Genomic DNA, 23753 nt, shown 5'->3' on the forward strand with positions numbered 1-23753 from the left:
GGGAAATGCCCCTTCGCGTCATCTTCATGGGCACGCCGGAGTTTTCGGTGCCGACGCTGCGGGCCATCGCCGAGGCCGGACATGAAGTCGCTGCCGTCTATACGCAGCCGCCGCGCGCCGCCGGACGGCGCGGGCTTGAGCTGACGCCGTCGCCGGTACAGCGCGAGGCGGAGCGGCTGGGCATCGAGACACGCACACCGGTCTCGCTCAAAGGCGAGGCCGAGCAGGCCGCTTTCCGCGCCCTGCGGGCCGATGTCGCAGTGGTCGTCGCTTATGGCTTGCTGCTGCCGAAGGCGGTTCTGGAGGCACCCCGGCTTGGCTGCATCAACGGCCATGCCTCGCTTTTGCCGCGCTGGCGGGGTGCCGCGCCGATCCAGCGCGCGATCATGTCCGGGGACAGCGAAACCGGCATGATGGTGATGCGCATGGAAGAGGGCCTGGACACCGGCCCGGTGGCAATGGTTGAAAAATGCGCCATCGAACCCGATATGACTGCCGGCGATCTGCATGATCGGTTGATGAGTGTCGGTGCTGCACTGATGGTGGAAGCGCTGGCGCGACTGGAAAGGAACACCCTGACATTTACCGCACAAGCGGTGGAAGGGGTGACCTACGCCAAAAAAATCGATAAATCTGAGACTCGCTTGGACTGGACTCGCTCGGCGAGCGAAGTGCACAATACCATTCGTGGCCTGTCGCCCTTTCCCGGGGCCTGGTCCGAGATTGCAATTGGCGGCCGCCCGGAGCGGCTGAAACTGCTTCGCTCGGCGCTATCGCAAGGCGCCGGCGAGTCGGGAGGAATTCTCGATGACCGGCTGACGGTCGCCTGCGGGGCAGGCGCGATCAGTCTGGTCGAAGTTCAACGGGCGGGCGGAAGGCCCGCTGCCGCGTCGGAGTTCCTGCGCGGGGCCAAGATCGAAAAAGGAATGAAATTCTCATGAGCATGATGTCGATACGCGCGGCGACGCCGCGGGATCGCGAGGCCATCCGCCTCGTCGAGGAACACGCTTTCGGCCAGCAGGCGGAGGCCGGACTGGTCGACGCGCTGGTGACCGGCGGCGACGCCGTTGCCGAACTGGTGGCGGAAGAGGACGGCCAGGTGGTCGGCCACATCCTGTTTTCGCGGCTGTTCGTGCAGAGCGGCGGCAAGAACTTTGCGGCCGTGGCGCTCGCGCCGCTGGCGGTCGAGCCCTCGTTCCATGGCAGCGGCATTGGCGGCGCGCTGATCCGCGAGGCGCATATCCGCCTCAGGGATGCCGGCGAGACGCTGGCCGTGGTGCTGGGTGATCCGGCCTATTACAGCCGTTTCGGCTACACCCATGCACGCGCCGAAAAGTTCGAGAGCGAGTACCAGAGCGAGGCCCTGCAGGCACTGACCTGGGGCGACGCCCCGGAAGCCGGCAGGCTGGTTTACGCCTCGGCCTTCGGGTCGGCGCTCGCCGCGTAAGCGGCATCTGAATGCGCCTCTAACTCAAAGAGATAGAAGCATGATGTCGTCCGAAAGCCGCTTCACACTTTTCGGCATCATGCTCTAGCATGCCGCGTTTTCGCCTCGACATCGAATATGGCGGCAGCTTGTTTGCCGGCTGGCAGCACCAGGCGGATCAGCCTTCGGTGCAGCAAGCGATCGAACAGGCGATCGAAAAATTCTGCGGCGAAGAGGTCCGGTTGCGCGCCGCCGGCCGCACCGATGCCGGCGTGCACGCAACCGCCCAGGTGGCGCATGTCGACCTCGCCAAGGCGTGGCCCAGCGACAAGGTGCGTGATGCCGTCAACGCACATCTGCAGATGGCCGGCGCACATATCGCCGTCCTGAAGGCGACGGTCGTCGCAGACAGCTTCGATGCGCGCTTCTCAGCCACCGGCCGCCACTATGTCTACCGCATCCTCAACCGTCGCGCGCCGGCAGCGATCGACAAGGGCAAGGTGTGGTGGGTGCCGAAACGGCTCGACGCCGGCGCCATGCACGAAGCGGCGAAAGTCCTGCTCGGTCGGCATGACTTCACCACCTTCCGCTCGACCCAGTGCCAAGCCAACAGCCCGATCAGGACGCTGGAGCGGCTGGATGTGAGCCGAGAGGGCGACCTGATCGAGGTGAAGGCTTCGGCGCGCTCGTTCCTGCACAATCAGGTGCGTTCGATGGTCGGCTCCCTCAAACGTGTCGGCGAAGGCGCCTGGACCGTCGCCGACCTGAAAGCGGCGCTCGATGCGCACGACCGCGCCGCCTGCGGCCAGGTGGCGCCGCCCGACGGGCTTTTTCTCATTGGCGTCGATTATCCCGGGGGCGTCGACTATCCAGGATAGAGCCCCATAAGGCTCTATCCCGAGATGAACCCGGAAAGGCTCTGAGACCCGAGATCGTCCGGCACGGTGATGCCGAGCAGCGCCTGCAGGCCGAACAGCGCCAACAGCGAGGCGATGAACATGCCGACGAAAACGGCCGAGCCGATGGCTACGCCCTTGCCGATTGTGGTGTTGGTCATGCGCCAGGTCAGCACCATCGACAGGGCAAACAGCAGCAGCGACACAAGGCTCGAAACCTGGCTTGCCGACGACAGGAAAAGCCTGATCAGCGCCGAGGGCAGCATCAGCCAGGCGGTGATGGCCGAGGCCCAGTTGCTGGCAACGACATAATGGACGAAGCGGCCGCCAATGCCGGCGCGCGGCGCGACCAGGGCCAGAGCGATGAGCGGCAGCACCCAGGAGCCGATATCGACCGTCGCCAGGCGCAACAGCATGCTGAAGCGTCCGGCAAAGGCCTCGGGATCGCCGATCTCGTTGGCGATGCCGACCCAGCCGACGATCAGCGCCGGTGCGGCAATGATGATGGCGAAAAAGGAATTCCAGAAGCCGTCGGCCGACAGGTCGAGCAGGCGCAGGCCGTCGGCCTTGCCGAGCATCAGCCGCCAGGCGCCCGTCAGCGAAGCTTGGGTTTCGTCCGCTGAAAGCATGCTCATGCCTGCCCGAACCAGTCTTCGATGAAGCGTTGGTAGATTTGGGTCAGTGTTTCCAGATCTGCAATGGCGACCCGCTCGTCGACCATGTGCATGGTCTTGCCGACCAGCCCGAACTCGACCACCGGACAATAGTCCTTGATGAAGCGCGCATCCGAAGTGCCGCCCGAGGTCGACAGCGTCGGCTCCTTGCCGACCGCCGACCTGATCGAACCGCGCAGCGTTTCGATCAGCCTGTCGTCACGGGTCAGGAAGACATGGCTGGGCCGGTCGCGCCAGACAAGGTCGTAGTCGACCGGCGTCTTCTTGCCCTGCCGGTACTTCTTGCGTTTGGCCGCCTGATCGAGCCGATTGTGGATTTCCGCCTGCACGGTCTCGGCTGTCCAGGTGTCGTTGAAGCGGATGTTGAAGGTCGCGGTCGCCTTGGCCGGAATGACATTGGTGGCCGGGTTGCCGACGTCGATGGAGGTGACCTCCAGATTGGTCGGCTGGAAGTCCCTGGTTCCCTTGTCGAAGACAGGATGCAGCAAGGCATCGACCAGGCCCATCAGGCCGCGCACCGGATTGTCGGCAAGATGCGGGTAGGCGACATGGCCCTGGCGGCCGTTGACGGTGATGGCGCCCGACATCGAGCCGCGGCGGCCGATCTTGATCATGTCGCCAAGCGCGTCCGGGTTGGTCGGCTCGCCGACGATCGAGGCATCCCATTTCTCGCCCCTGGAAGCCGCCCATTCGAGCAGCTTGACCGTGCCGTTGATGGCCGGCCCTTCCTCGTCGCCGGTGATCAGCAGCGAGATCGAACCTTTCGGGCCGCCATTGTCCTCGACATGGCGCGCCACGGCGGCGATGAAACAGGCAATGCCGCCCTTCATGTCGACGGCGCCCCGGCCATACATCTCGCCATTGGCGATTTCGGCGCCGAAGGGCGGATGCGTCCAGGCGGTTTCGTCGCCGACCGGCACCACGTCGGTGTGGCCGGCGAACATCAGATGCGGGCCGTTGCCGGAACGCCTGGCATAGAGGTTTTCGATGTCCGGCGTGCCATCTTCCGAAAACACCGGCCGATCGACCAGGAAGCCGAGCGGTTTCAGCATCGTCTCCAGCGCAGTCAGCGCGCCGCCTTCGGCGGGCGTCACCGAAGCGCAACGGATAAGGGCGGCGAGGTTCTCGGTGGGATCGGTCGGCAGCGTCATGGCAAAAGCGATAATCGAAAGCGGCGGGCCTGTCACGGCCAGACATAAGGGCCAGTGATGGCGCCGACATTATGGTTTTCATGTCGTATAGTTGCGGGCCGGTGCGGAGCGACGGGATGGCAAACGCGGACAAGAGGATCGTCATTGCCGGCGCCGGCAGCATCGGCTGCTATGCCGGCGGCTGCCTGGCGCTCGCCGGGCGCCGGATGGTCTTGCTGGCGCGGCCGCGCATCGAGGCGGCGTTGCGGCAGCGCGGATTGCGGGTCAGCGACCTCCAGGGCCGCGACCGCATGATCGCGCCGGACGCGCTTGTCGTCACCGCCGATCCGGCTGTCGCCCTGCCTCAAGCGGACGTGATCCTGGTCACGGTCAAGAGCGGCGCGACGCAGGATATGGCAGACCTCATCAGGGCTCACGCCCACCGCGATGCGGTGGTGATCAGCCTGCAGAACGGCGTCGACAATGCCGACAGGCTGCGCGCCGGGCTCGACGGCCGGACAGTGCTGGCCGGCATGGTGCCGTTCAACGTGGTGCAATCCCCGGACGGCGAGTTGCCGCTGCGTGTGCACCGCGCCAGCGACGGCAAGGTGATAATCGAAGACGGTGATGCCGGCCTGGCTGGCCTTCTCGGTGTCGAAGGGTTTGCGGTCGAAACCCATGGCGACATGAAGGCCGTGCTGTGGGGCAAGCTGCTGATGAATTTGAACAACGCGCTGGTGGCGCTGTCCGGCCTGCCGATGGCGAGCGAACTCGCCGACCGTCGCTGGCGCCTGATCCTGGCCGGCCAGATCGACGAGGCGCTCACGGCGATGAAAGCGTCCGGCATCGAGCCGGCGCGGATCACCGGCTTGCGGCCGACACTGCTGCCGAAGGTGCTCAGGCTGCCGGACTGGCTGTTCAGGCTGCTGGCGCGGCGCATGCTGGCGATCGACCCGCAAGCGCGTTCGTCAATGTGGGACGATCTGCAGCGCGGCAGGCCGACGGAGATCGGCGAACTGCAAGGGGCGGTGCTCGGCCTCGCCGAACAGACGGGTACGCCGGCGCCCCTGCTTAAAAAGGTTACCGCCTTGGTGCGCGCGGCGGAGGCGGGGCGGCTTGGCTCGCCGGGCCTGGCGCCGGAGCAGGTTGTTGCGCCGCCGGATGGGCCTCGATCAGCGTGATCTTCTGCCAGATCTTGCGCGACAGGTTGGACGCCAGGTTCTCGATGTCGTTGACGCCGTCGATGACCACGTCGTCATTGACCGACTGCGCGAACAGTGCGGCGATCTTGCCGGTGATCGACAGCATTTCGGAGCAATAGTCGAGGTATCGCGCCAGGTCGGCGGCATTGGTGATGCGGGCCGGTGAGTGCGAGGTCGGCTTGAAATTGGCCGAGAGGGCCGCCGGATCCTTGGTCAGCTGGTGCATGTCGATGACATGGATCAGCGACCGCAGGCCGTGCAGCTGGCGAAACCCCCGCTTGCGCTTGATGCGCTCCTCGGTGCGGACCAGCGCCAGGAAGCCGAGCACGGCGAGGATCATCATGTTGATCGTGGCTTCGATGCCTTGCACCGACTGAACCGCGTCGTCGGCCTGGGAGATGTGAATGAGCGGCAGGATGGTGCCGACGAACAGGAAGACCAGCGCGCCGGCGACAACGGCGGCGACGATGAGCCCGCGCAGCCACCAGATCGGCGCCTCGAGCGCCTGAGCCGCCTTGGTCAGATCGCGCGACAGGGACACCAGTTCGGCGGCGACGCCGCGTAGTCCGGCGTTGGGAAAGCGCTCGGCGACGCGGCCCTCCAGCCGTTCGGCGGTGTCGATGATCAGTTTCGGATCAAGCGTGCGGTAGCGCATGTCCGATCGGCCCTCAGGATTGCGCCGGCTCGTTGGTGCGCCGGCCATAGCGATTGGGCCCAGGCTGCCCTGGAAACAGGCACAACACAAGGAAGGCGACGATCGAGACCACCGGCACGAACAGGATCAGCGCGGCAATGCCCGGCTTGTCGACGTCGTGCAGCCGCTTCACCGCCAGCGCGATGTTCGACCATAGCGAGGCGATGAAGGCGATGAAGAAGATGAACGACCACATGTTGCTCTCGGCCGAACCTTCCGGCACCAGCGTGAAGCGGTAGAGCGGAAAGGCCTGTATGATGGCGACGAGCAACCCGCCAAGAAAATAGGCCGCGCGACTGACGCGGCCCGATGTTTTGAAGAAAAGCCAGGTGAGATCTGATCTGTCAGGCAAGCGGGTCCGGTCCATATTGATTGGCGCCCTTGGCGCCTTCGAGAATGCCGCACTCCACCAGAAACCAGATCCCGCCGATGATCGGCACGAGGATGATCAGGCTCCACCAGCCGGACTTGCCGCGATCGTGCCAGCGCTTGGCGTAGACGGCGAAGATCGAATAGAGCATGGCGAGCGAGTAGAGCAAATAGATAAAGCCGTAGGGCATTTGGTTGAACGTCGTGCCGAGTATGTTGTCGAGGATCGTCGCGATGATCCCGCCGACAAAGACAACGCCGACACAAGCCCAGAACTTGGCACGGTTGATGCGACCCTCGTAGCTGGTCAGCAGATACTTCCAGTCCATGTCACCCCTCCATCAGTCACGCGCGACTCATTGTCGCGCCGGCGGAAGGTGCGTCCCTTTCCGGAAAAGATCAATCGCGCAGCAATTCGTTGATCGAGGTCTTGGAGCGGGTCTTGGCGTCGACCCGCTTGACGATGACGGCGCAGTAAAGACCCGGGCCTGGCTCGTTGTTCGGAAAAGGCTTGCCAGGCATCGACCCGGCGACAACGACGGAATTCGGCGGCACTTCGCCGTAGAAGACTTCGCCGGTGGCGCGGTCGACGATCTTGGTCGACTGGCCGATGAACACGCCCATGCCGAGCACAGAGCCTTCGCGCACGATGCAGCCCTCGACCACTTCCGAGCGCGCGCCGATGAAGCAATTGTCCTCGATGATGGTCGGGCCGGCCTGCATCGGCTCCAGCACGCCGCCGATGCCGACGCCGCCCGACAGGTGCACGTTCTTGCCGATCTGGGCGCAGGAACCGACCGAAGCCCAGGTGTCGACCATGGTGCCGCTGTCGACATAGGCGCCGACATTGACGAAGGACGGCATCAGCACGGCGCCCGGCGCGACATAGGCGGAACGGCGCACGATCGACGACGGCACGGCGCGGAAGCCGGCCTTCTCGAAGTCGACGGCGCTCCAGCCGTCGAACTTCGACGGCACCTTGTCCCACCACACGGCCTGGCCGGGACCGCCCTTGATGATCTCCATCGGGTTGAGCCGGAAGGACAACAGCACGGCCTTCTTCAGCCACTGGTTGACATGCCATTTGCCATCAGCCTGCCGCTCGGCGACGCGGACGCTGCCTCGGTCGAGCAGGTCGAGCGCCGACTGGATGGCGTCGCGGGTTTCGCCACGGGTCGCCGTCGAAATCGCGTCGCGTTCCTCGAAGGCCTTCTCAATGGTCTTCTCGAGGCTCGCCAGATCGGGCTTCGACATGAATTTGCTCCATTACCAAGCTGTTAAGGGGCTGCGCCTTACCCTGTTTTGAACGTCGCGCGGACCCCTGGGCAGGCTTTGCCCGCCTGGGTCTTTGCATGTAGCAGGTTCTTGTCGCAAAACCGCCGGACACTTTTGCGGAACCTGCTTATGTTAAGGCTCAATGGGGGTCAATCGCGGCTGCGCCATGGGACGGCGCAAGTGAAGAAATTGGACGGGTAAGGTAATTATGACTCCTATGGAAAAGGCGGGGTGGACCCCGCTGCCGCATTCGGACGAGGATCTGGAGCGGTCGAAGAGCGTGCCGGACACGCCGCAGACGCGTGCCGAGACCTACCGGCTCGCCTGGAACGATCCCGAGTTCATGACGCGGCGCGAATTGCGCGCGGTCAGGCTGCAGCTCGAACTCTTGAAGCCGGAAATGATCCTGGCCGAACGCGGCATCCGCTCGACGGTGATCCTGTTCGGCGGCGCACGCCTGCCGGAACCCGGCGGCGAGGCCTGGGCGGCCAAGAACGAGACGCAGAAGAAGAACCTCGAGGAAAACAGCAAATATTACGAGGAGGCGCGCAAGTTCGCGCGGCTGTGCTCGCAGCAGTCGGCTGCGTCATACTACCGCGAATATGTCGTGGTGACCGGCGGCGGGCCTGGCGTGATGGAAGCCGGCAATCGCGGCGCCGACGATGTCGGCGCGCCATCGATCGGGCTTAACATCGTCTTGCCGCACGAGCAGGCGCCGAACGCCTATGTGACGCCGGAGCTCTGCTTCAACTTCCACTATTTCGCCATTCGCAAGATGCATTTCGTCATGCGCGCCAAGGCGGTCGCGGTGTTTCCCGGCGGCTTCGGCACGATGGACGAGTTCTTCGAGACGCTGACTCTGATCCAGACCGGGCGCATGGAGCGCGTGCCGGTGATCCTGTTTGGCAAATCCTTCTGGAAACGGGCGATCGATCTCGATTTCCTCGCCGAACAGGGCACGATCAGCCCCGGCGACCAGGACATCATCGATTTCGTCGACACCGCCGACGAGGCCTGGGGGATCATCAGCCGCTTCTACAATCTGTGAGAGCACTGACGGTTCGAGGTTCATCGAGATTCAGGTCAGGCCGAGCCGAAAACGGTGGGTTCCGAGAACCGGAGCGGAGCGTACGTTCGGGTACGTGAGCACCGGAAGCGCAGGAAGCCGCCGTTTGCAGGCCGGCATCACCTGAATATCCATGAACCTCAGGCGGTGAGCTCGACGATCGCGGTCAGGAAGCCGGCGAGGTCGTCGGTGACGAAATCGACATCATCCTCGTTGGCCGGGTCGCGCTCCCATATCTCGGAGAAGGTCGGCTCGAAATTGCGTGGCACGACGAGCACCGTGGTCATGCCCAGTGACTTCGGCACCGCAAGGTTGCGGGCAAGGTCCTCGAACATCACCGCATTGTGGCCGGTGACGGCGTGGAGTTCGGCGAATTTCTCGTAGGTCTGACGTGCCGGTTTGGGATTGAGCCCGGCAGCGACGATATCGAAGATGTCGTCGAAATGGTCGAGGATGCCGAGCTGGCGCGCGGTGCGTTCGGCGTGCCTGCGGTCGCCATTGGTGAAGATGAACTTGCGGCCCGGAAGCTGGCGGATGGCGGTGCCGAGAACGGGATCGGGCACCAGCCACGAATAATCGATGTCATGCACCTTCTCGAGGAAATCGTCAGGGTCGATGCCGTGGCGCGTCATCAGCCCGTTCAACGTCGTGCCATATTCCAGATAGAGCTCCTTCTGCAGCTTGCGTGCCGCCTCGCGCGGCAACGCCAGCAGTTCGCCGACATAGGCGGTCATCTTGACGTCGATCTGCGAGAACAGATTCGAATGATGCGGATAGAGCGTGTTGTCGAGGTCGAACACCCAGTCGGTGACATGAGCGAAGCGGGCGGGGTCAGGCAGCGTGGTCATGCGCTCCTTATGGCATGAAACGGACATTCTGAAAGAGACTTTATCCACAACTTATGCGCGCCGAGAGTCGCGGAAATAGCGTCACCCTTCAATTTTTAAGCATCCCGGAAAGGTAGCCTTCAGGGCTTGCTGGCACAGAGGCAGACCTGTGGGAGCACGCGATGAATAGCATAATTTTGAGATCCGCCGCCGTTGCTTTTGCCTCTGTCGCAGCCTCTCTCCTTTTGACGCTGATCATCGTTCCGGCGATGGGATTTCCTGTCAACCGCACGATCTGGCTGACCACCACGCTCTGTCCGCTGGTCCTCGCCTGGGTCGCCAGCGCAAGCACTTTCTGGCAAAGCGACAGGCTGAAAAGCGCCCATCGCGACCTTGCCCGAGCCCATGCCCAGCTCGCCGCCGCGCATCGCCGCCTGGCGGACAAGGCGAGCCGCGACGACATGACCGGCATGCTCAACCGGGAAAACTTCTTCGCCGCCCTCGATGGTTCCCGCCGCAAGTCCGATCGCGGGGCGCTGCTGATCATCGACGCCGACCACTTCAAGAGGATCAACGACAATTTTGGCCACCTGACCGGCGATGACGCACTGCTCTTGATCGCCAGCGCGATCGAACGCGGCGTGCGCAGCGGCGATGTGCTCGGCCGCATCGGCGGTGAGGAGTTCGGCGCCTTCCTGATCGGCGCCACCGAGCAGGAGGCCAAACGCGTCGCCGAGCGCATTCGCCGCGAAGTCGAGCTGATCCGCTTCCGGCCCGTCGACGAGCGGACCGTTCCGCTCACGGTCAGCATCGGCGGAACCGTCTGTGGCGAGGATATCAGCGTATCGGACCTGATGCGCGCCGCCGACCGGCGCCTCTACCAGGCCAAGCACCGGGGCCGCAATCTGACGATCCTCGACACGGACATTTCCGAGGCGGCGTGATCAGGCCGCCGATCCACTGGATCCGGCCCGTTAAGAAAATCCTAACCCTGTTCACACTCGGTTACGCCGTTTACCCGGTTTTCGCTGCTTTGCGGGTAGCCTGGCACAATACTGGCTTCTGCCGCGATGCATGTGCCGTTCCGGGACCCGTCGTTCAGGTAACGCCATGCGCCGTCGAAGCCCCCACCCGAGAGACCAGCCATGAGTTTCTTCATCAAGAAAATATCCCGCCGCACGATCGTGCAGGCGTTGATCGCACTGCCTGCCCTGTCCCTGTTCCGCACGCTGCCTGACGCCGATGCCTCGCATGCTGATCCAAACCGAGCCGACCCGACACGGGCCGATCTGAACGAGATCGTCGAGATCAATGGCTGGATCCTGAAGCGGAGCGATCTGGCATGATCTTCGACAGCTACGATGCGTTTCGCGCCGCGAATTTCACCGCCAAGGTCTGCATCCTTGGCTCCGGCCCGGCCGGCACCACCATTGCCCGCAAGCTTGGCGCCGCCGGCATTCCGGTCGTGGTGCTGGAGGCCGGCTCGCGTGAATTCAGCGACGAGTCGCAGGATTTCTACCGTGGCACGACGGTCGGTGATTTCTACTTCGATCTCGACGTCACCCGGCTGCGGTTCATGGGCGGCAGTTCGAACCACTGGGCGGGCTGGTGCCGCGTGCTCGACAAACAGGATTTCGAGCCTAAGGCCTGGGCGCCCGACACGGGTTGGCCGATCCGCCGCTCCGACATCGAACCCTATCTGCCGGAAGTGCACGATATCCTCGAACTTCCCGGTTTCCGGCCGGACGTGCCGGTCTCCGACGACATTCGCTGGGTGCAGCTGATCAAGAGCCCGGCGGTGCGCTTCGGCGAGAAATTCGCCGACGAGCTCGACAAGAGCGGGAACATCGCGGTCGTGCTCAACACCTACGCCACTGAACTTGCCGGCGACGGCAAACGCGTGACGGGCGCCAGGCTGTGGTCCAACGGGCAGGATGCCGGCGCCTTCAGCGCGGACTATTTCATCGTCTGCACCGGCGGACTGGAGAATTCGCGCCTGCTTCTTTGGTCGAACCAGCGCTCGAACGGCGGCGTCGTGCCGAATGCGACGGCGCTTGGCCGCTACTGGATGGAGCATCCGACCTTCGAGGGCGGCAATGCCATCCTGGCCGACTATGGCGAGTTCGAGGTCGATGCCGTCAACGAGGTCTTCTTCTCGCCGACGCTTGCCGCGATGGAGCGGCTACAGATCATGAATTTCGGCATCAGGCTGATCGAGACGCCGTATCCGGGCGTCAAGAGCCTGATCGCCGACCTCGCCTGCACGGCGCCAGACATGGCCGAATGGATGTCTGCCAAGCTCAGCCAGAATCTGCGATGCGCGGCCCAGCTCTATGTCGCCTGGGAACAGGCGCCGCTGGCCTCCAACCGGATCGAACTGTCGACGACCGATGTCGACCATGCCGGCGTGCCGCGCATCGAGCTGCACTGGAAGAAATCGGAGCTGGAACACCGCACCCTACTCGAAGGGCTTAGGCTGTTCGGCACGACGCTGATCGAGAAGAATCTCGGCCGGGTGCGCATTGCCGACTGGATCACCAATGGCAGCGACTACCCGACCAATGACGAGACGGCGGGCCATCACCATATGGGTGGCACGCGCATGGGCACCGACGTCACCAAGAGTGTTGTCGACGCCAACTGCAAGGTGCACGGCATGGACAACCTCTATGTCGGCGGTTCCTCGGTGTTCTGCACATCGGGCGAATGCAATCCGACGACGACGATCACCGCGCTGGCCTGCCGGCTGGGTGACCATCTTGCCAAGGTGGTCGCCGTCTGACGGTTCCATGGGGAGCCGGCGCCAGTGATGGCGCCGGCTGATGTGCGGCATCGATTTTTTTTTACGCAATTCCCTCAGGGAAAGCGCTACGCGCCTTTCCCGGAATTGCTCTAGCTCAGAAGCCGTAGACGGCGATGCGCGCCAGAACCGCGGCAGCGGCCAGCGCCACGAGCAAAATGCCCAGGCCGATGGGAGATCCCCATCCGTACCATTCCATGGCCAGCTTGGCATATTTGAACTCTTCCTCATGCGAGAGGGGCGTACGCTGTTGAATCAAGCTCATTTTTTCACTCCATGATGGCGGCCGGCTCTTGCCTTGTGGGCGCTGCAACCGCATATTGTTGAGATAGTCTAAATATTAGACGGATTGATAGTTAGATGATCGAAATAAATTCGTCAAGCGAGAATCGGACAGAAATGACGACGGCCATCGGCCTTGCCATCATGCAATGGCAGGACGCGACGCAGGCCTATGACGAGGCGGTGGGACTGAGGCTGGGGCTGAACATGGCCGAACGCCATTGCATCGGCCTGCTCCATGGCGGCCCGCAATCGGCCGGTGCGATCGCCACCGCAACCGGGCTGACGCCGGCCGCCGTGACAGCGCTGATCGACCGGCTGGAGGCGCGCGGCTTGCTGACGCGCACGCGCAGTCTCGAGGACAGGCGCAAGGTGGTGATAGAGGCGACCGAGGCCACGCGGGACCTGTCGGCGCGCTACTACGGCACTATTGCGCGGGAAGGTGAAAGGGTCATCGCGACCTTCAGCGAGGCCGAGCTCGCCACAATATCGCGCTTCGTCAACGCCGCCCTCGACCTGCAGCGCGCCCAGCTTGCGCGGCTGAAGGCCGAGGGGTCGGACATCCGCGGGCAATAGGGTGCGATGTGTTGGCGGCGTTACTGCGAATGTCGGCAGGCAACGGGACTATTTCGGCTGGACCCCATAGGCGACAAGAAACGCCCCCACTGAGGCATCCGCGTGCCGTTCCAGTTCGACCTTGGAGCGCCGGTTGCTTCCCGTGAACATGGCTTCATTCATGGGGATCCAAAGAAGCATCCCAAAAAAGTGGCTGGCTGCCAGATAGGGGTCACTGGTTTGTATCAGCCCTCGACTGGTGAGCTTTTGAAAGCAGGAAGCCATTGAGCCAAGCATGCGCTCGAAGCCCTTTTCGTACCAACTGCGGCCAAGCTGCGGCATTCGATCCGCATTGGCGATGATCAAGCGCCGCAGCTTCAACAACTCTTCATCCATGAGCGTCGTTATCAAACATCGAGCGAGCTGCTGCAGGCCGCCTTCCATGAATTTCGCCTCGGAAAGCAGCGTCGTCACGGACTCGATGACATCGTTGGCCTGGGTAGCGGTTGCAAGAACGACTTCGCCGAACAGCGTCTCCTTGTCGGTGAAATGCTTGTAGACGGTCTGCTTGGAGGCCCCCGCCCTGGTGGCGATTTCCTCCATGCTGGTCCCGTCATAACCCTTGCCGATGAACGCCGCCGTGGCCGCCTGGATGATCTCACGATCCTTGCGTGCCGATCTCGTCTCACCGTCGATTTTCATGGCGACCTCCTGACCAGTACTAGACGGTACCGTTCCCGTATGATAGTCATAAAAACGGTACTGGACTGACTAGTACCTGTCAACGAAGGCAAGGCTTAGACCGATGACCAAGATGATCTTCATAAATCTGCCGGTGCGCGATCTGCAGGTAGCGACCAAGTTTTATCTCGCGATCGGCGGCACACTAAATCCGCAGTTCTCGAACGACCAGGCCAGTTCGATCATGTTCTCCGACTCGATTGGGGTGATGCTGCTGACGCACCAGCACTATGGCCAGTTCACAACGCGTCAGATCGGCGACGCCAGGCGTGACAGCCAGATGCTGATCGCACTCACCGCCGGCAGCAAGGACGAGGTCAATGCCACAATCGAGAAGGGTGTGGCGGCAGGCGGCCGCGCCGATCCCAACCCTGCGCAGGACCTCGGCTTCATGTTCAACCGCCACATCGAGGACCCCGACGGCAACGTCTGGGAGTTCCTGTGGATGAACCCCGCCGCCATGCAATAGCCCAGCGGGATCAAAGCGTCCAAAGCGCGTCGCGTCGACACGGATTCATGCGACGCGCTTTGTGTTTCATGCAAGTCGTTCCCGGCGGAAACAATTCTCCCGGAATTGTTTAGACCGTCGCCGGGTCGAGCGCCGGCTGGCCTTTGTGGCGCCCGACGATCGCCTCGAAATCGGCGGTCTGGAAGGCATCGCGCAAGACGTCGAACGACGGCAGCACGAAATAGGCGCGCTGGAATTTGTCGATCTCGTAGCCGGTGCGCATCACCGTTTCGAGGTCGAACGGCACGTGGTGGGCGTCCTTGCCGTCGACGGCGAACTGCAACTCGGTAAACGACGACATCAGGCCGGCCCCAAAGGCCTTCAGCTGCTGGCCGTTCTCCTGCATAAGGCCATATTCGGCCGTGTACCAGTAGAGCCGGGTGATCATCTCGTCGCCGCCCAGCGCAATGATGTCGCCGGCCTTGCGGCCATACATCTGCATGAAGTCGGCAAACACCGGCTGCGACAGCACTGGTACGTGGCCGAAGAAATCATGGAACATGTCCGGCTCGACGATGTAGTCGAGCTCCTGCCTGGTCCGAAGCCAGTTGGTGACCGGGAAGCGGCGGTTGGCGAGATGGTCGAAGAAAGGTGCGGCGGGAATGAGACCCGGCACGGCGACGATCTCCCAGCCGGTCAGCTTGCGCAGCTTGGTGCTGACGTCCTCGAAATCGGGGATGCGGTCGAGCAGGCCGAGCTTCTCGACGCCGTCGAGATAGGACTGGTGGGCGAGCTTGCGCGTAAGTTTGGTCTGGCGGTCGCACAGCGTGCGCCAGACCGCCTGCTCCTCGGAGCTGTAATCGTAACCCTGCGCTACGGTGAAATCGGCACGGCAAACCGAATAGTCGCCGCGCAACCCTTGCGCCGCGCAGTCGCGGGCATATTCGGCAACGCTCATCGTCGTCATGGTTCTTCTCCCTGCAAGTCATGAATGGCGGACGTGCCGAAAGGATAACCGGATCTGCCGAGGCAAATCGGTTTTGATGATGGCTCGAGCGCGATATTTTGGATAACATTCACTCCAGAAACGCTTTCATGGAGTGAAAATGCCTCAATTCGATGATTTCGAGATCAGGATGCTCGAGGTCCTGCAGGGCGACGGGCGCAAGCCGGTGTCCGAGCTGGCGCAAGAGATCGGGCTGTCGACGACCCCATGCGCACGACGCTTCGAGGCGCTGCAGGAGGCCGGCATCATCAAGGGTTTTGCCGCGGTAATCAGCCGCCGCGCGGTCGGCCTGATGGTCGAGGTGTTCATTCAGGTGCGCCTCGTCAGCCACAGCGACGGCTCGCCTGAAAGCTTCATCGCCGCCGTGCAGCGCATGGACGAGGTATCGTCATGCTGGACGATGACCGGCGACCACGATTTCCTGCTGCATGTCATGGTGCCGTCGGTCGACGAGCTCAATGCTTTCGTCATGCACCGGCTGATGCGGCTCGACGGCGTGCGCGATGTCCACACTCAGCTGGTGCTGCAGAACATCAAGGGCCCCGGCCACGTGCCGCTCGGCCACCTCAGGCGGTGATGGTGCCTGCCCTGCCCATCCCTGGGGAAAAGCTGCACGCAAACTGCTGAAACGGGCCAATCGGGCGTCCATATCGCCGGCCAACATCCGCGGACCAACTTGCCCGGAGGTCCACCATGAAAATCGTCCTGATCAATCCGCCGCACACCGCCATCGGCAGCCGCGTGCCGGACGATCACCTGCCGCCGCTCGGCCTGCTGGCGCTCGGCGGACCGCTGATCGATGCCGGCCATGAGGTGCGCCTCGTCGACGCCGAGTTCGGGCCGATGCCGCTCGACATGGTGGTGCGCAATGCCCTGGACGATGATCCCGATTTCGTCCTGATCGGCCATTCCGGCTCGACCTCGGCGCACCCGACCGCCTTGCTGATAGCCGGCATGATCAAGCAGCGCGAGCCGGCGACCATCATCATCTATGGCGGCGTGTTTCCGACCTACCACTGGGGCGACATCCTGGCTGAAACGGACGTCTTCGACTTCATCGTGCGCGGCGAGGGCGAGGCGACTGTCGTGGCGCTGGTCGAGGCGCTGGAAATGCACCAGCCGCCTGCAAGCGTGGCGGGCATCGCCTTTCGCGACGATCTGCGCCGTCCCTTCGCCACGCAGCCGGCAATGACCATCGCCGATCTCGACGCCTACCGTGTCGGCTGGGAGTTGATCGACCATATCAGCTACAGCTACTGGGGCGGCAAGCGTGCAGTGGTCATGCAGTTTTCGCGCGGCTGCCCGCATCTGTGCAATTATTGCGGCCAGCGCGGCTTCTGGACCCGCTGGCGGCATCGCGATCCGGTGAAATTCGCCAAGGAGATCGCCTGGCTGCACCGCGAGCACGGCGTCGAGCTGATCAACCTTGCCGACGAGAACCCGACCGTATCGAAGAAGGCCTGGCGCGCTTTTCTCGACGCCATGATCACCGAGAACGTACCGGTGCTGATCGTCGGCTCGACCCGCGCCGACGACATCGTGCGCGATGCCGACATCCTGCATCTCTACCGCAAGGCGGGCGTCATCCGCTGGCTGCTCGGCATGGAAAACACCGACGAACAGATGCTTGCATTGATCCGCAAGGGCGGCAGCACCTCGTCCGACCGCGAGGCGATAAGGCTGCTGCGCCTCAACGGCATCCTGTCGATGGCGACCTGGGTGGCCGGTTTCGAGGACGAAGGCTTTCGCGACCTGTGGCGCGGCTTTCGCCAGCTCATCGCCTACGATCCCGACCAGATCCAGGCGCTTTATGTCACGCCGCATCGCTGGACACCGTTCTTCAGGATCGCGCGGGATCGCAAGGTGATCCAGAAGGATGCCCGCCTGTGGGACTACAAGCACCAGGTGCTGCAAATGACGCGGCTGAAACCGTGGATGCTGTTTTTCAGCGTCAAGCTGATCGAACTGGCGGTGCAATCGCGGCCGAAGGCGCTGGCGCGCATGCTGTTCCACAAGGACCCCGAGCAGCGGCATTCGATGCGCTGGTACACGCAGATGGGGCGCCGCGTCTGGTTCCGCGAGGTCTGGGGATTTCTAGCCCGCGACGGACGGGTGACGGACGGCCCGACGCTTGCCGAGTTCTGGGGGGCGCCGCAGGACGCCGAGGAGGAATCGATGAGCGTTCGCCGCCCGCCGCGCAAGCTGGCTTTGCCCGGGATCGCGGTCTCACCGAACGCCTGACCGCTCGTCTCTTGAATTAATATACGTCGCGTATGCGTATTGACATACGAAGCGTATGCACCCACATCGAACATACGGGACGTATGTCAATAGCCGCCCCGCGCAGTGGAGTGCAGTGATCCAAAACCCTTAAGCCTTACGAACGGCACTCGCCTTGCCGGCGAAGCCAATTCGCGACGCTGGAGGCCTGGGCTGCCTTGTTTGAAATGGAGTGAACTATGACCAAACGCGACGCGATCTTCCCTGCCGGCCGGCAGGCTCTCTACGAGATCAACCGTTACTCGGCGGCGATCCGCTCTGGCGACTTCCTGTTCGTCTCTGGCCAGGTCGGCAGTCGCGAGGATGGGTCGGCCGAGCCGATCTTCGAAAGGCAGGTCCATCTGGCTTTCGACAATCTCGCCGCGGTGCTGAAGGCCGCCGGCTGCACGTTCGACGACATTGTCGACGTGACCACCTTCCACACAGATCCGGCCACGCAATGGGGAGCGATCGACGCCGTTCGCCTGAAGGCGTTCGGCGAACCGCCCTACCCGAACTGGACCGCGGTGGGCGTGAACTGGCTGGCGGGCTTCGATTTCGAAATCAAGGTCATCGCGCGCCTTCCGCAGCCCGCCTGAGCTTCGGCTCAGCGCACGATCAGCGTGCCGGCGCCGTGTTCGGTGAACAGCTCAAGCAGCACCGAATGCGGCGTCTTGCCGTTGAGGATGACGACGCCCTCGACGCCGCGCTCTATCGCCTCGATGCAGGTCTCGACCTTGGGGATCATGCCGCCCGAAACCGTGCCGTCCTTGATCAGCGCCTTGGCCTCGGCCACGGTGAGTTCGTCGATCAGCTTCTTGTTCTTGTCGAGCACGCCGGGCACGTCGGTGAGGAACAGCAGGCGCGTTGCCTGGCAGGCGCCGGCAATGGCGCCGGCGAAGGTGTCGGCGTTGATGTTGTAGGTGTGGCCGTCGCGGCCGGGCGCCACTGGCGCCAGCACCGGGATCATTTCGGAGCGCGCCAGGAGGTCGAGCAAGGTGCGGTCGACCTCGACCGGCTCGCCGACGAAACCGAGATCGAGGACGCGTTCGATGTTGGAGTCCGGATCGATCATCGTCTTGCGCGCCTTTTCGGCGAAGACCATGTTGCCGTCCTTGCCGCACAGGCCGATTGCCCATTCGCCCTCGGCGTTGATCAACGCCACGATCTCCTTGTTGATCGAGCCGGCCAGCACCATCTCGACGATCTCGACCGTCTTCTGGTCGGTGACGCGCAGGCCGCCCTCGAACTTGGATTCGATGCCCATCTTGGCCAGCATGGCGCCGATCTGCGGGCCGCCGCCATGGACGACGATCGGGTTGACGCCCGATTGCTTCAACAGCGCGATGTCGCGCGCGAAAGCCTTGCCGAGCTCGATATCGCCCATGGCGTGGCCGCCATATTTCACCACGACCGTCTTGTGCTCGTAGCGCTGCATGTAAGGCAGCGCCCGCGAAAGCAGGGCGGCCTGCATTTCGGCGGTGGCGGTGATTTCCGTCATCGGCGTGGTTCCTGGCTTTTGGTTTTGTGCATGTCGTCGTCCCAAAACTGCTGGGCACTCTTGGGCGACATGCACTTGGTTTATGCATGATGCATCAGGTAAGGACGGCGGCGTCTTAGCGGGAATTGGGGCCAGCCGCAAATGGCTTTGCTGTCATATTCGGGCGCCTCACGACGTCGTCATCATGACGGCACCCTCAGCGGCGCCCTGCGGCCCAACCAACCCGAGATCTTCTCCATCTGCGCGGCAAGCGACAGCAGTGTCTCCTCGTCGCCCGGCCGGCCCACCGCCTGGATGCCGAGCGGCAGGCCGGCATCGGTGACATGGACCGGCAGCGCGATCGACGGCTGGCCGCTGACATTCTGGATCGCCGGCCAATGGGTGAACCCGAGGCTCTTGTCCATCAGTTGGCCGAGCAATGGCTTCAGCTTCAGCAAGACGGTGAGATGAAGCTTGTCGAGCAGGTTCTCGATGAGTTCGTCAGCGCCTTTCGGGTCCATGGCGCCGCAGGCGAGCGGCGGGTGGGCGATGATCGGCATCAGCACGGCATCATATTGCGCGGTCTCCGCGATCAGCTGTCGCGAAGTCGCATGCAGCCGCTGCAGGCCGGCGTAGATCTCGCCGGCCGATACGAGCTCGCCGAAGCGAGCGAGGATGCGCGTCGCGCGCTCGATGTCGCCCAGAACGGAACGGCCGACACGCAGCGCCTCGGCCCGCATCGTACCGGCGACGGCCGAGGCCACGCCCGTGGCAAAATCGGCGAAGAAATCGCGCCGGATAAAGGGCAGGTCGATGTCCTCGACCGTATGGCCGCCCTCGCGGGCGAGCGTGACCGCGGCGTCGAGCGCGACAAGCGTCTCGACCGAGACCGGCAGGCCAAGCGGCGACTTGCGGTACACGGCCAGCCTGAGCTTGCCGGGATCGCGCGCGGCAGCCGCCACGAAGCTGCCCTTGGGCGACGGCGCCGCATAGGGCGTCAAAAGATCGGGACCGTGGGTGAGGTCGAGCAGCAGCGCGCAGTCGCGCACCGAGCGGGTGAGCGCATGGTCGACGACCATGCCGTACCAGCTCTCGCTCACCAGCGGCGTCAGCGGTATGCGGCCGCGCGACGTCTTCAGGCCGACAAGCCCGGTGCAGGCGGCAGGCACCCGGATCGAGCCGCCGCCATCCGAGGCATGCGCCACCGGCACGACGCCGGCAGCGACCAGCGCCGCCGCACCCCCGGATGAGCCGCCGCTGGTATGGCCGGTGTTCCAGGGATTGCGGGTGATGCCGAAGGCCTTGGATTCGGTCATCAGCCGAAGCCCGTATTCCGGCGACGTCGAGGTGACGATCGGAATGAGGCCGGCGGCGAGGTAGCGATCGGTCAGCACCGAATTGACATCAGCCCGCCATGCCGGAATACGGCTGCCGCCATGCGTCGAGACGCCCTTGATGGCGATGCCGAGATCCTTGATGGCAAAGGGAATGCCGGCCAGCGGCAGCGAGCGGTCGACGGTCTTCGCCAGGGCCCGCGCGGCATCGTAAAGCGGCTCCGCCGTGGCGTTGATGTCGGAACGGGTGGCCTCGGCGCGGGCGATCGCGGCTTCGGTCAGCTCGATTGGTGACAACTCGCCCTTGCGGACCAGGTCGGCAAGGCCGGTTGCATCTTGCGCCCACAATGTATGTTCAACCGACATGCGCGTTTTCCTCACCGTGGGAAGACAAGCTAGCCAGTGGCGATTTCATTGGCAATCGACGGACAGATCCGGGCCGGCAATGCGGCAAGTCTGGCGTGCACAAGGCGATTTCCGTCGTTGCAAATACGTTTCAATCCCCTAACTTGCCTGCATGACGCCGCAGGACATCACCAAGCTGATCGTCCGGACTTCGATGAAGGATCGGGCAGCGTTCGATCTGCTCTACCGGCAGACCAGTGCGAAACTTTTCGGCGTCTGCCTTCGTGTATTGAACGACCGGGGAGATGCCGAAGAAGCCCTGCAGGAAGTCTTCGTCAAGATCTGGACGAAGGCGGACCGTTTTGCCGTCTCAGACTTGAGCCCGATCTCCTGGCTGGTGGCGATCGCGCGCAACCACGCGATCGATCGCGTCAGAGCGCGACGCAAGCCCGCCCTCGATATCGATGCCGCGCTCGACGTGGCCGATCCGACGCCAGGGCCTGAAGCGATGGTGGTGGCGGGCGGTGAATCCGAACGCATCCATCATTGTCTCGACGAGCTGGAGAAGGACCGGGCGGCGGCCGTCCGGGGCGCCTACCTCAAGGGCGAGAGCTATGCCGAACTGGCGGAGCGCCATGGCGTACCGTTGAACACGATGCGTACCTGGCTGCGCCGCAGCCTGTTGAAACTCAGAGAATGTCTGGAAAGATGACGCTGGCAGAAGACAACGGACCGGAACGTGGAGGCGACGACCTGCTCGCCGCCGAATACGTTCTCGGCGTGCTGCCGGCGGAGGAGCGGCAGATCGCGTCCAGGCGCATCGATGCGGAGACCGGGTTCGCCCGTCTTGTCGACAGCTGGGAGGTCTCGTTCTCGCCGCTGGCCGCCGCCTACCCGGAAATCGTGCCGCCGGCTTCGGTCAAGGCTGCGATCGATAGCCGCCTGTTCACGTCCACTGCGGCCGTGACCACGCCCACCGAATCGCGCGGCGGGCTGTGGTCCAGCCTGGCCTTCTGGCGCGGCCTCACTGCGGCGGCGGTCGCTGCGCTGGCGATCTACATCGCCGTGCCCGCTATCAACCCGCCGGTCGAGCAGCCGCAGGCGCGCCTCGTCGCCTCGCTGGCCGCCGATGGCAGCGATGTCAAATATCTCGCCGTCTATGACGCCGCGCATCACGAGGTCGGCCTGTCGCATGTCTCCGGCGAGCGTGCCGCCGGCAAGGACTTCGAGCTGTGGATGATCGAAGGCAAGAACCCGCCGGTCTCGATGGGCATCATCCCGGCCGGCGCGACAGCGCATATTGTCGTCTCGCCGGCAGCCCGGCAGAAGCTCGCCCAGGGCGCGGTGCTCGCCGTCAGCCTCGAGCCGGCAGGCGGTTCGCCGACCGGCCAGCCGACCGGACCAGTGGTCGCGGCGGGCGATCTGAAGAGCATCTGACGGCTTTACCGCTTACATAGAAGACTTTCAGTCTATTTTTCGCATATGATGTCTAACTGCGTCGGTGAGTGGCCAAAACGCATTGTGGGAAAATCACTCTGCGGGGCAAATAAAATTAAAAAATCCTGATGTTTCTGAAACTCCCGCATTTTTTACCCGTATCTCCTCGCGTCCCCAAGGATGGGAAGAGAAAAACCCGAGGAGTTTGACATCATGCGTAAATACGCCACCCTTTTGCTTGCCAGCGTGATCGCTGTTTCCGCTCTTGCCACTGCGGCCTATGCCGAAAACCCGATGGTTGGCGGCGCTGCCATGTTTGCCAGCAAGAACATCGTCGAGAACGCCGTCAATTCGAAAGACCACACGACGCTGGTCGCTGCGGTCAAGGCGGCCGGCCTTGTCGACACGCTGCAAGGCGCCGGTCCGTTCACGGTGTTCGCGCCGACCAACGAGGCCTTTGCCGCGCTGCCGGCCGGCACGGTCGAAATGCTGCTCAAGCCCGAGAACAAGGACAAGCTCACCAAGATCCTGACCTGCCATGTCATCGGCGCCAAGGCGATGGGGGCGGACGTCGCCGCGATGGCCAAGGCCGATGGCGGCACCCACAAGGTCAAGACGGTTGGCGGCTGCGAGCTGTTGCTCAAGGCTGACGGCGGCAAGGTCACCGTGACCGACGAGAACGGCAACGTCGCCAATGTGACGATCGCCGATGTCGAACAGTCCAATGGCGTCATCCACGTCATCGACAAGGTTCTGCTCCCCAAAATGTAAAAAGAGGGGCGAAGATGTAACAAGGGGCTTGCTGCCGACGAAATTGCAGCAAGGGCTCTCCGTCGATTGCATGGTTTCGCTCCCGTGACCCGCAACCGGCCCGCGCACTCCGCGCCGCCCACATTCAGATGTGGAACGGCGCGGAGTGTTCGTTCGAGGGCCACCGTCACCGGCTTTTGATTTCCGCGTGGCGGTATAGTTTGGCAAAAGAGACGACAGGAGGAACTGGTCATGAACCGTCGCGACTTTCTTTTGAGCGGTGCCGCCGCCATCGGCGTCGCCGGGGCTGCCGCAACGATGCTGCGCATGGGCAAACCACAGCCCGCACAGGCTGCGGAAACCTTCGAGGTCACCAAGACCGATGCCGAGTGGAAAGCCATCCTGTCGCCGGCCGCCTTCGACGTGCTGCGCAAGGAAGGCACGGAATATCCCGGCACCAGCCCGCTGCTCAACGAACACCGCAAGGGCATCTTTGCCTGTGCCGGCTGCGACCTGCCGGTCTATCCGTCCGAGACGAAATTCGATTCCGGCACCGGCTGGCCAAGCTTCTGGCAGGAGATTCCCAAGGCCATCGGCACGACCGTGGACAGGTCGCTCGGCATGACCCGCACCGAGGCACATTGCCGCCGTTGCGGCGGCCATCTCGGCCACGTCTTCGATGACGGCCCGGCGCCGACCGGCCTGCGGCACTGCATCAACGGCGTGGCGCTGACCTTCAAGCCCGCCACAGCCTGAC

General features: G+C 63.5%; 29 protein-coding genes. 17 read left to right on the forward strand and 12 right to left on the reverse strand.

All coding sequences use genetic code 11. From position 1 onward, the window contains the following. Nucleotides 1-5 precede the first annotated feature (5 nt). The 3 genes from fmt (at nucleotide 6) to truA (ending at nucleotide 2304) form a co-directional block, all read left to right on the forward strand. Nucleotides 6-941: a methionyl-tRNA formyltransferase gene (gene fmt / locus CGZ66_RS08605; protein ID WP_095083449.1), complete on the forward strand. Its 936-nt coding sequence runs from the start codon at nucleotides 6-8 to the stop codon at nucleotides 939-941. Continuing rightward, the gene (locus tag CGZ66_RS08610) at nucleotides 938-1447 is read left to right on the forward strand and encodes a GNAT family N-acetyltransferase (RefSeq protein WP_095083451.1); all 510 of its coding nucleotides are present in this window, start codon (nucleotides 938-940) and stop codon (nucleotides 1445-1447) included. The genes fmt and CGZ66_RS08610 overlap by 4 nt, the downstream gene beginning before the upstream one ends. A gap of 89 nt (nucleotides 1448-1536) precedes the next feature. Continuing rightward, a complete protein-coding gene (gene truA / locus CGZ66_RS08615) occupies nucleotides 1537-2304 on the forward strand; it encodes a tRNA pseudouridine(38-40) synthase TruA (RefSeq protein ID WP_095083453.1) in 768 nt (255 codons plus the stop codon). A 14-nt stretch (nucleotides 2305-2318) separates the two neighbouring features. Here the strand turns inward: truA and CGZ66_RS08620 are convergent, their stop codons facing one another. Both CGZ66_RS08620 and dapE read right to left on the reverse strand, forming a co-directional pair. After that, nucleotides 2319-2951 (reverse strand): transporter, encoded by a 633-nt coding sequence (locus CGZ66_RS08620; RefSeq protein ID WP_095084339.1) that lies wholly within the window; start codon nucleotides 2949-2951, stop codon nucleotides 2319-2321. A gap of 2 nt (nucleotides 2952-2953) precedes the next feature. Continuing rightward, nucleotides 2954-4147, reverse strand: coding sequence for a succinyl-diaminopimelate desuccinylase (gene dapE, locus CGZ66_RS08625; RefSeq protein WP_095083455.1), 1194 nt, complete (start codon nucleotides 4145-4147; stop codon nucleotides 2954-2956). A gap of 116 nt (nucleotides 4148-4263) precedes the next feature. On the opposite strand from dapE, the gene CGZ66_RS08630 reads away from it, so the two are divergent. Further along, a complete protein-coding gene (locus CGZ66_RS08630; RefSeq protein ID WP_095083457.1) occupies nucleotides 4264-5307 on the forward strand; it encodes a 2-dehydropantoate 2-reductase in 1044 nt (347 codons plus the stop codon). Here the strand turns inward: CGZ66_RS08630 and CGZ66_RS08635 are convergent. The 4 genes from CGZ66_RS08635 to dapD form a co-directional block, all read right to left on the reverse strand. Next, on the reverse strand, nucleotides 5207-5983 hold the full coding sequence (locus tag CGZ66_RS08635; RefSeq protein ID WP_095084340.1) for a hypothetical protein: 777 nt from the start codon (nucleotides 5981-5983) through the stop codon (nucleotides 5207-5209). The genes CGZ66_RS08630 and CGZ66_RS08635 overlap by 101 nt on opposite strands. A 13-nt stretch (nucleotides 5984-5996) precedes the next feature. After that, nucleotides 5997-6374, reverse strand: coding sequence for a DUF805 domain-containing protein (locus CGZ66_RS08640; RefSeq protein WP_167392037.1), 378 nt, complete (start codon nucleotides 6372-6374; stop codon nucleotides 5997-5999). Continuing rightward, the gene (locus CGZ66_RS08645; RefSeq protein WP_095083461.1) at nucleotides 6367-6720 is read right to left on the reverse strand and encodes a DUF805 domain-containing protein; all 354 of its coding nucleotides are present in this window, start codon (nucleotides 6718-6720) and stop codon (nucleotides 6367-6369) included. The genes CGZ66_RS08640 and CGZ66_RS08645 overlap by 8 nt, the downstream gene beginning before the upstream one ends. A gap of 70 nt (nucleotides 6721-6790) precedes the next feature. Continuing rightward, the gene (gene dapD, locus CGZ66_RS08650; protein ID WP_095083463.1) at nucleotides 6791-7645 is read right to left on the reverse strand and encodes a 2,3,4,5-tetrahydropyridine-2,6-dicarboxylate N-succinyltransferase; all 855 of its coding nucleotides are present in this window, start codon (nucleotides 7643-7645) and stop codon (nucleotides 6791-6793) included. A gap of 229 nt (nucleotides 7646-7874) precedes the next feature. On the opposite strand from dapD, the gene CGZ66_RS08655 reads away from it, so the two are divergent. Further along, nucleotides 7875-8714, forward strand: coding sequence for an LOG family protein (locus CGZ66_RS08655; RefSeq protein WP_095083465.1), 840 nt, complete (start codon nucleotides 7875-7877; stop codon nucleotides 8712-8714). 158 nt (nucleotides 8715-8872) lie between these two features. On the opposite strand, the gene CGZ66_RS08660 is transcribed toward CGZ66_RS08655, so the two are convergent. After that, nucleotides 8873-9580, reverse strand: a complete 708-nt coding sequence (locus CGZ66_RS08660; protein ID WP_095083467.1) for a pyrimidine 5'-nucleotidase — start codon at nucleotides 9578-9580, stop codon at nucleotides 8873-8875. Between the two features lie 161 nt (nucleotides 9581-9741). Here CGZ66_RS08660 and CGZ66_RS08665 point away from each other — a divergent pair, with 161 nt between their 5' ends. The 3 genes from CGZ66_RS08665 to CGZ66_RS08675 all read left to right on the forward strand — a co-directional run bounded on the left by CGZ66_RS08665 (nucleotide 9742) and on the right by CGZ66_RS08675 (nucleotide 12341). Next, nucleotides 9742-10503, forward strand: coding sequence for a GGDEF domain-containing protein (locus tag CGZ66_RS08665; RefSeq protein ID WP_095083469.1), 762 nt, complete (start codon nucleotides 9742-9744; stop codon nucleotides 10501-10503). A 201-nt stretch (nucleotides 10504-10704) separates the two neighbouring features. Then, entirely contained in the window at nucleotides 10705-10905 is a 201-nt protein-coding gene (locus CGZ66_RS08670; RefSeq protein ID WP_095083471.1) for a hypothetical protein, read from the forward strand. After that, on the forward strand, nucleotides 10902-12341 hold the full coding sequence (locus tag CGZ66_RS08675; protein ID WP_095083473.1) for a GMC oxidoreductase: 1440 nt from the start codon (nucleotides 10902-10904) through the stop codon (nucleotides 12339-12341). The genes CGZ66_RS08670 and CGZ66_RS08675 overlap by 4 nt, the downstream gene beginning before the upstream one ends. Nucleotides 12342-12456: 115 nt before the next feature. Here CGZ66_RS08675 and CGZ66_RS39805 read toward each other — a convergent pair whose 3' ends face one another. Further along, nucleotides 12457-12624 (reverse strand): hypothetical protein, encoded by a 168-nt coding sequence (locus tag CGZ66_RS39805; protein WP_167392039.1) that lies wholly within the window; start codon nucleotides 12622-12624, stop codon nucleotides 12457-12459. A 95-nt stretch (nucleotides 12625-12719) separates the two neighbouring features. Here CGZ66_RS39805 and CGZ66_RS08680 point away from each other — a divergent pair, with 95 nt between their 5' ends. Continuing rightward, nucleotides 12720-13217 carry a MarR family winged helix-turn-helix transcriptional regulator gene (locus CGZ66_RS08680; protein WP_095083474.1) on the forward strand — a complete coding sequence of 166 codons (498 nt, stop codon included), beginning with the start codon at nucleotides 12720-12722 and terminating at the stop codon, nucleotides 13215-13217. A 48-nt stretch (nucleotides 13218-13265) separates the two neighbouring features. Here CGZ66_RS08680 and CGZ66_RS08685 read toward each other — a convergent pair whose 3' ends face one another. Next, entirely contained in the window at nucleotides 13266-13898 is a 633-nt protein-coding gene (locus CGZ66_RS08685; RefSeq protein ID WP_095083476.1) for a TetR/AcrR family transcriptional regulator, read from the reverse strand. Between the two features lie 103 nt (nucleotides 13899-14001). Between CGZ66_RS08685 and CGZ66_RS08690 the strand changes: the two genes are divergently transcribed. After that, entirely contained in the window at nucleotides 14002-14406 is a 405-nt protein-coding gene (locus tag CGZ66_RS08690) for a VOC family protein (RefSeq protein WP_095083479.1), read from the forward strand. A gap of 109 nt (nucleotides 14407-14515) precedes the next feature. Here CGZ66_RS08690 and phhA read toward each other — a convergent pair whose 3' ends face one another. After that, nucleotides 14516-15352, reverse strand: a complete 837-nt coding sequence (phhA, locus tag CGZ66_RS08695; protein WP_095083481.1) for a phenylalanine 4-monooxygenase — start codon at nucleotides 15350-15352, stop codon at nucleotides 14516-14518. A gap of 139 nt (nucleotides 15353-15491) precedes the next feature. On the opposite strand from phhA, the gene CGZ66_RS08700 reads away from it, so the two are divergent. The 3 genes from CGZ66_RS08700 to CGZ66_RS08710 all read left to right on the forward strand — a co-directional run bounded on the left by CGZ66_RS08700 (nucleotide 15492) and on the right by CGZ66_RS08710 (nucleotide 18249). Beyond that, complete coding sequence (locus CGZ66_RS08700) at nucleotides 15492-15968, forward strand: Lrp/AsnC family transcriptional regulator (protein ID WP_095083483.1); 477 nt, start codon at nucleotides 15492-15494, stop codon at nucleotides 15966-15968. Between the two features lie 116 nt (nucleotides 15969-16084). Continuing rightward, a complete protein-coding gene (bchE, locus tag CGZ66_RS08705) occupies nucleotides 16085-17632 on the forward strand; it encodes a magnesium-protoporphyrin IX monomethyl ester anaerobic oxidative cyclase (RefSeq protein ID WP_095083485.1) in 1548 nt (515 codons plus the stop codon). A gap of 218 nt (nucleotides 17633-17850) precedes the next feature. After that, nucleotides 17851-18249, forward strand: coding sequence for a RidA family protein (locus tag CGZ66_RS08710; protein WP_095083490.1), 399 nt, complete (start codon nucleotides 17851-17853; stop codon nucleotides 18247-18249). Between the two features lie 8 nt (nucleotides 18250-18257). On the opposite strand, the gene argB is transcribed toward CGZ66_RS08710, so the two are convergent. Then, nucleotides 18258-19151, reverse strand: a complete 894-nt coding sequence (argB, locus tag CGZ66_RS08715; protein WP_095083494.1) for an acetylglutamate kinase — start codon at nucleotides 19149-19151, stop codon at nucleotides 18258-18260. A gap of 182 nt (nucleotides 19152-19333) precedes the next feature. Further along, on the reverse strand, nucleotides 19334-20830 hold the full coding sequence (locus CGZ66_RS08720) for an amidase (RefSeq protein WP_095083496.1): 1497 nt from the start codon (nucleotides 20828-20830) through the stop codon (nucleotides 19334-19336). A 151-nt stretch (nucleotides 20831-20981) separates the two neighbouring features. Here CGZ66_RS08720 and CGZ66_RS08725 point away from each other — a divergent pair, with 151 nt between their 5' ends. The 4 genes from CGZ66_RS08725 to msrB all read left to right on the forward strand — a co-directional run bounded on the left by CGZ66_RS08725 (nucleotide 20982) and on the right by msrB (nucleotide 23752). Beyond that, entirely contained in the window at nucleotides 20982-21521 is a 540-nt protein-coding gene (locus tag CGZ66_RS08725; protein WP_095083498.1) for a sigma-70 family RNA polymerase sigma factor, read from the forward strand. Next, the gene (locus tag CGZ66_RS08730; protein ID WP_095083500.1) at nucleotides 21518-22246 is read left to right on the forward strand and encodes an anti-sigma factor; all 729 of its coding nucleotides are present in this window, start codon (nucleotides 21518-21520) and stop codon (nucleotides 22244-22246) included. Before CGZ66_RS08725 ends, CGZ66_RS08730 begins: the two co-directional genes overlap by 4 nt. A 213-nt stretch (nucleotides 22247-22459) precedes the next feature. Continuing rightward, a complete protein-coding gene (locus tag CGZ66_RS08735; protein ID WP_095084341.1) occupies nucleotides 22460-23017 on the forward strand; it encodes a fasciclin domain-containing protein in 558 nt (185 codons plus the stop codon). A 231-nt stretch (nucleotides 23018-23248) separates the two neighbouring features. Continuing rightward, entirely contained in the window at nucleotides 23249-23752 is a 504-nt protein-coding gene (gene msrB / locus CGZ66_RS08740) for a peptide-methionine (R)-S-oxide reductase MsrB (protein ID WP_095083502.1), read from the forward strand. Nucleotide 23753: the final 1 nt, after the last annotated feature.

It is taken from the genome of Mesorhizobium sophorae (genome assembly GCF_002270415.1).
In the GTDB taxonomy this organism is placed as follows: domain Bacteria; phylum Pseudomonadota; class Alphaproteobacteria; order Rhizobiales; family Rhizobiaceae; genus Mesorhizobium; species Mesorhizobium sophorae.

What these genes read in the sequence shown, in the direction of transcription:
- fmt (WP_095083449.1), top strand. Translation starts at nt 6, where the DNA reads ATGCCCCTTCGCGTCATCTTCATGGGCACGCCGGAGTTTTCGGTGCCG.
- CGZ66_RS08610 (WP_095083451.1), top strand. Translation starts at nt 938, where the DNA reads ATGAGCATGATGTCGATACGCGCGGCGACGCCGCGGGATCGCGAGGCC.
- truA (WP_095083453.1), top strand. Translation starts at nt 1,537, where the DNA reads ATGCCGCGTTTTCGCCTCGACATCGAATATGGCGGCAGCTTGTTTGCC.
- CGZ66_RS08620 (WP_095084339.1), bottom strand. Translation starts at nt 2,951, where the DNA reads ATGCTTTCAGCGGACGAAACCCAAGCTTCGCTGACGGGCGCCTGGCGG.
- dapE (WP_095083455.1), bottom strand. Translation starts at nt 4,147, where the DNA reads ATGACGCTGCCGACCGATCCCACCGAGAACCTCGCCGCCCTTATCCGT.
- CGZ66_RS08630 (WP_095083457.1), top strand. Translation starts at nt 4,264, where the DNA reads ATGGCAAACGCGGACAAGAGGATCGTCATTGCCGGCGCCGGCAGCATC.
- CGZ66_RS08635 (WP_095084340.1), bottom strand. Translation starts at nt 5,983, where the DNA reads ATGCGCTACCGCACGCTTGATCCGAAACTGATCATCGACACCGCCGAA.
- CGZ66_RS08645 (WP_095083461.1), bottom strand. Translation starts at nt 6,720, where the DNA reads ATGGACTGGAAGTATCTGCTGACCAGCTACGAGGGTCGCATCAACCGT.
- dapD (WP_095083463.1), bottom strand. Translation starts at nt 7,645, where the DNA reads ATGTCGAAGCCCGATCTGGCGAGCCTCGAGAAGACCATTGAGAAGGCC.
- CGZ66_RS08655 (WP_095083465.1), top strand. Translation starts at nt 7,875, where the DNA reads ATGACTCCTATGGAAAAGGCGGGGTGGACCCCGCTGCCGCATTCGGAC.
- CGZ66_RS08660 (WP_095083467.1), bottom strand. Translation starts at nt 9,580, where the DNA reads ATGACCACGCTGCCTGACCCCGCCCGCTTCGCTCATGTCACCGACTGG.
- CGZ66_RS08665 (WP_095083469.1), top strand. Translation starts at nt 9,742, where the DNA reads ATGAATAGCATAATTTTGAGATCCGCCGCCGTTGCTTTTGCCTCTGTC.
- CGZ66_RS08670 (WP_095083471.1), top strand. Translation starts at nt 10,705, where the DNA reads ATGAGTTTCTTCATCAAGAAAATATCCCGCCGCACGATCGTGCAGGCG.
- CGZ66_RS08675 (WP_095083473.1), top strand. Translation starts at nt 10,902, where the DNA reads ATGATCTTCGACAGCTACGATGCGTTTCGCGCCGCGAATTTCACCGCC.
- CGZ66_RS39805 (WP_167392039.1), bottom strand. Translation starts at nt 12,624, where the DNA reads ATGAGCTTGATTCAACAGCGTACGCCCCTCTCGCATGAGGAAGAGTTC.
- CGZ66_RS08680 (WP_095083474.1), top strand. Translation starts at nt 12,720, where the DNA reads ATGATCGAAATAAATTCGTCAAGCGAGAATCGGACAGAAATGACGACG.
- CGZ66_RS08685 (WP_095083476.1), bottom strand. Translation starts at nt 13,898, where the DNA reads ATGAAAATCGACGGTGAGACGAGATCGGCACGCAAGGATCGTGAGATC.
- CGZ66_RS08690 (WP_095083479.1), top strand. Translation starts at nt 14,002, where the DNA reads ATGACCAAGATGATCTTCATAAATCTGCCGGTGCGCGATCTGCAGGTA.
- phhA (WP_095083481.1), bottom strand. Translation starts at nt 15,352, where the DNA reads ATGACGACGATGAGCGTTGCCGAATATGCCCGCGACTGCGCGGCGCAA.
- CGZ66_RS08700 (WP_095083483.1), top strand. Translation starts at nt 15,492, where the DNA reads ATGCCTCAATTCGATGATTTCGAGATCAGGATGCTCGAGGTCCTGCAG.
- bchE (WP_095083485.1), top strand. Translation starts at nt 16,085, where the DNA reads ATGAAAATCGTCCTGATCAATCCGCCGCACACCGCCATCGGCAGCCGC.
- CGZ66_RS08710 (WP_095083490.1), top strand. Translation starts at nt 17,851, where the DNA reads ATGACCAAACGCGACGCGATCTTCCCTGCCGGCCGGCAGGCTCTCTAC.
- argB (WP_095083494.1), bottom strand. Translation starts at nt 19,151, where the DNA reads ATGACGGAAATCACCGCCACCGCCGAAATGCAGGCCGCCCTGCTTTCG.
- CGZ66_RS08720 (WP_095083496.1), bottom strand. Translation starts at nt 20,830, where the DNA reads ATGTCGGTTGAACATACATTGTGGGCGCAAGATGCAACCGGCCTTGCC.
- CGZ66_RS08725 (WP_095083498.1), top strand. Translation starts at nt 20,982, where the DNA reads ATGACGCCGCAGGACATCACCAAGCTGATCGTCCGGACTTCGATGAAG.
- CGZ66_RS08730 (WP_095083500.1), top strand. Translation starts at nt 21,518, where the DNA reads ATGACGCTGGCAGAAGACAACGGACCGGAACGTGGAGGCGACGACCTG.
- CGZ66_RS08735 (WP_095084341.1), top strand. Translation starts at nt 22,460, where the DNA reads ATGCGTAAATACGCCACCCTTTTGCTTGCCAGCGTGATCGCTGTTTCC.
- msrB (WP_095083502.1), top strand. Translation starts at nt 23,249, where the DNA reads ATGAACCGTCGCGACTTTCTTTTGAGCGGTGCCGCCGCCATCGGCGTC.